Annotated in this window: 3 protein-coding genes and 1 pseudogene; 3 read left to right on the top strand and 1 reads right to left on the bottom strand. The window is 43.7% G+C overall.

Features of this window, described 5'->3' with window-relative positions; genetic code table 11:
- A partial coding sequence (locus B4K20_RS06070; RefSeq protein WP_289282253.1) for a DUF3391 domain-containing protein occupies positions 1 to 250 on the bottom strand: 250 nt, incomplete at its 3' end.
- A gap of 313 nt (positions 251 to 563) precedes the next feature.
- Between B4K20_RS06070 and B4K20_RS06075 the strand changes: the two genes are divergently transcribed.
- From B4K20_RS06075 to B4K20_RS06085, 3 genes and pseudogenes are all read left to right on the top strand, one after another.
- On the top strand, positions 564 to 2,681 hold the full coding sequence (locus B4K20_RS06075) for a VTT domain-containing protein (protein ID WP_289282254.1): 2,118 nt from the start codon (positions 564 to 566) through the stop codon (positions 2,679 to 2,681).
- Between the two features lie 8 nt (positions 2,682 to 2,689).
- Positions 2,690 to 3,376: an endonuclease/exonuclease/phosphatase family protein gene (locus B4K20_RS06080; protein WP_289282255.1), complete on the top strand. Its 687-nt coding sequence runs from the start codon at positions 2,690 to 2,692 to the stop codon at positions 3,374 to 3,376.
- 189 nt (positions 3,377 to 3,565) lie between these two features.
- Positions 3,566 to 4,434, top strand: a pseudogene (locus tag B4K20_RS06085) (hypothetical protein); the annotation flags it as partial.

Raw genomic sequence — 4,434 nt, forward strand, 5'->3', positions numbered from 1 at the left:
TCTCTTCAACTGCATCTTTCGATGCTTTTTGCTCGACTGTGTTTTCAACTGTTGCTGGAGCGGACGTATTATCTCCCTTGTCAGTATCTATCCAAAGCTCTTTAATGCCGGCGTCATGGATGCGTTTAATGTCATTGGGGTCAGTAATAAGAAAGCTGCTGCGAATGAACGGGTGCTGGATCCAGGAACCACCAAGCTTCTGAATATACATACCAATGCGTAATTCAGAACTGTTAATACGCTTTATCAAGACTGCTCTCCCCTCAAATCAACATGTTTTTTTATAGTTATGAGTCAAACATACCTTGCATTGACCGGGGCATCAATAGCTATTTCTATCATCTTGGTCTGAGCAGTTTAATGCTGAGATCATTAGTCTATGACACCTTGTTAATGTTGCTATATCCAGCGATAAGCCATAAGCCGGGAGAATGGCGATGGACTTTGTGTTGGCTAAAAAATGATCATTTAATAAGAGGATGTTAATCGATGTATAGAAGGGTGGTGTGATTGATATGTTATTCTCAGTGGCACTATTTTCACCCCAAGATTAGGAATGAAGTGTGACCAAAGCACCCATATTGAATGAAGGCAGCAATTGTTGGCAAAAAAAGCAGGCAAAACAAGTTGCAGTGTTAATTGATGGGGAGAATTATTTTGGTGCATTGCATGCCGCGATCCAGCAAGCGAAACATACCGTCTACATACTTTCCTGGGATATCGACAGCCGTATGCAGCTTATCAGAAATGATGAGCAAACTAGTGATTTGCCAGCAGAGCTGGGCGCATTTATCAGTGAAGTGCTCAACCGCAATCCAGATCTTGATATCTATATTCTCAATTGGGATTGGGCGATGGTTTATACCATGGAACGTGAATGGTTACCCATGTATAAGCCTGCTTGGAAGTCTCAAAAAAGACTGCATTTCAAGTTAGATGGAGAATGTCCTTTAGGGGCATCGCAACATCAGAAAGTGGTGGTTATCGATGATGATATTGCCTTCTCAGGTGGCTTTGATATTGGCAAAAGCCGTTGGGATAGCTCTGCACATAAAGCGGATGATGCCAGACGTACCGATCCTGATGGGCATCGATATCCTCCTTTTCATGATGTGCAAATGCTGGTTCAGGGTGAGGCGGCAGCCGCTTTGGGCGACCTGGCTAGAGAACGCTGGCTTAAAGCCACGGGAGAACAGCTGCAAAAACCGCCACAAAGAACAGGGACTGCCTGGCCGGATTATATTGAGCCGTGGTTTGAAAATATTGAGGTGGCCATCAGTCGAACCATACCTGAATATCACGAACAAAAAGAGGTTCGTGAGGTAGAGCAGCTGTATATGGACAGCTTAAAAGCGGCTGAAAACTTGATCTACATGGAGAATCAGTATTTTACGTCCTGGAAGATCGCAGATTTACTAGCTGAGCGACTTCAAGAACGAAATGGTCCCGATATTGTTTTAGTTCTTCCATTGATGACGGGCGGCTGGCTGGAACAGGCTACCATGGATGTTTTGCGTTTTCGTGTGGCTTGTAAGCTGAAAGAAGCAGATACACATAATCGCCTGAGAATTTGTTACCCACATCGCGATGAACTGGGTGACTCTTACATCAGTGTGCATGGCAAAATCACAGTGATAGATGATCGACTTATGAGAGTGGGGTCTGCCAATCTGAGTAACCGCTCTATGGGGCTTGATAGCGAATGTGATCTCGTTATCGAAGCCGATACAGAAGAGAATAAAGCGACTATCAGCCGTTTTCGAGAGCGTTTACTGAGTGAACACTTTGGCATAACAGAAGACCAACTTAGACAAAATCTTTCTCAGGAAACCTCTTTGATTCGTTTAATTGATGCTGGCCAGGATGACGCACATACACTGCGTGAACTTGACTGCCGTGTATCCGATTATGCTAACCAGATGTTACCGACATCTGCGGTGGTGGATCCTGAAAGACCAATCGATTCTGAAGAGTTGACCAAAATGTTTATCCCTGTTGATGAGCCAACATCCGCCAAAAAACAATGGTGGAAAATTGTGGCCGTGTTGGCTGTTGTGCTCATCATGACCGCCATCTGGCGGTGGACACCACTGAGTGAATGGTTAAATCCCGAGACGCTGCAACATGCAGCAGAGGGCATAAAATCACATCCATTAACACCACTGATTGTTGTGGGTATTTTTGCCGTAGCCGGACTGATTGCTTTTCCTGTAACACTATTGATAATTACGACGGCACTGACTTTTGGGCCGCTATGGGGAAGTGTGTATTCAATCATTGGTTCATTAGTGAGTGGTTTGATGGGCTATGCCGTTGGTCATTACCTGGGACGAAATACCATTCAGAAACTTGCTGGTTCCAGTATAAACAAACTAAGTCGTCGTTTAGCTAAGCATGGCGTTTTAGCTATCATTACTGTCAGAATTATTCCCGTGGCTCCGTTTACGGTCATCAACATGGTGGCAGGTGGCTCACATATTAAAACCCGCGATTTTATTTTAGGAACAGTCATCGGTATGCTGCCCGGTATTTTAGGCATCACCGTTTTTGCTGATTCTTTGATGCGAACTATCCAAAACCCAGACCCCACTCAGATTGGAATTTTCATTGCTGTAGTGATTGCCGTTGGCAGCATTATGTATGGATTAAAACGTCTGATTAACCGAAAAGAAGACAAATAAAACACTGAATGGAGATTACCTTAGCAACCTACAATATTCACGCCTGCATCGGAACTGACGGACATTTCGACCCGTTCAGAATTGTTGACGTGATACGTGAAATGGATGCCGACATCATTGCTTTGCAAGAAGTCGAACATCATATGGTCAATGATATCGATCTGCTTGATTTTCTTGCTCAGCAGACCGGCATGATTGGCATTGCAGGCCCAACCATGTTTCGGGAGAGTCGACACTATGGCAATGCCGTTTTAAGTAAATTTCCATTAACGTCTCATGAGCTGATTGACTTAAGTCTTGAACCCCATGAGCCCAGAGGGGCAATTCAACTCAGGCTGGAAATCGAGCAACATCAGCTTGTGATAATGACGACACATTTTGGTTTAAAACCAAAAGAACGTCAGTTTCAGGTTGAAAAACTCTTGAGTCGCCTTGCTGAACATGAGGTCGATACAGCGGTATTGATGGGCGATTTAAACGAATGGTTCTTATGGGGAGGGACATTACGTCGCTTAAAAGCCTATTTTGATACCACACCATCCAAAAAAAGTTTCCCCAGTTTTTTCCCCGTATTTGCATTAGATCGTATCTGGGTACATCCACGTAAACACCTACTTTCCTTGAGTGTTCATCGAACAATGCTAGCTAAGAAAGCATCTGATCATTTGCCTGTTGTGGCAAAAATCCTGTTTTGACAATTTGAAGTCAATGTCTCAAATTGTTAGGGTAAAAAGAGTTTTAGAAAACAAAAGTATCTCCATATTCACTCTGGTGAATAACATTTCATGCAAATACCCGCAGTCAACTCGGAAAAATAAATGATGAAAATAAGGGCCAGCTTGTCCACGAGGAGCATGATCTTTAGTCAATGCATTGTGGCGTCTATGGCAGCGTTACCAATGCAGTCAGTTACTGCTGAGGAACAGACGGTCGAGCAGTTACAATCTCGACTGAAAGCGCTTCAGGCAGAGTTACAATCAACACAGGCGGCTCTTGCAAAAGCAGAACAAGAAAAACAACTTTCTAATGCGAAACTGGAAGAACTCTCCCGAGCTGAACCAACATTAGAACCTGACAATAAAATTCGTTTTGGTCATCTCAAAGTGGGCGGTGCTATCAGAGCAAATTATGCTGTCGGTGATTACCCCGAAACAGGAGGTGCCTCGCGTTCTTTTGATGATGGCGGTAATTTCGCCTTGGATACTTTTCGTATCAATTTGGATTATGAAAATGGACCATATCTCGGTAAGCTAGAATACCGCTGGTACAACGGGTATAACTTTCTTCATACAGGATGGTTGGGATACCAATTTGACGAGAATCGGCAAATACAAGTTGGGGTAAATAGAGTGCCATTCGGGCCAGGCCCATACGGCATCTCACAAAGTTGGTTTTTTGATCAACACTACTATCTTGGTTTGTCCGATGACATGGATTTGGGTGTCAAATATCATCAATCAACAGATAACTGGGATTGGGATGTCGCCTATTACGTCTCAGATGAAGGTTCATATACCGGGTCCTCTCATCAGAGTGCTCGTTATTCTTATGATGTGGTGAATGAATCGGGTGATGGTTACGAGGAACGAAATCAATTTAACCTGCGTGGCATAAGACATTTTCAACATGGCGAAGTAGGGACTGATTTAGGCTTCTCTCTTCAATATTCACAGTTAAAAAGCCGAGGCTCGCAGGATGATGGGCATCATTATGCATTATCCGGCCATATGTTGAATAAATGGCAAGCATTCAA

Origin of the sequence: Methylophaga sp. UBA5088, from assembly GCF_002414625.1 — a bacterium.
Taxonomy (GTDB): domain Bacteria; phylum Pseudomonadota; class Gammaproteobacteria; order Nitrosococcales; family Methylophagaceae; genus Methylophaga; species Methylophaga marina.

Coding starts and splice junctions, on each gene's coding strand:
- B4K20_RS06080 (WP_289282255.1), top strand. CDS start 2,690: ATGGAGATTACCTTAGCAACCTACAATATTCACGCCTGCATCGGAACT.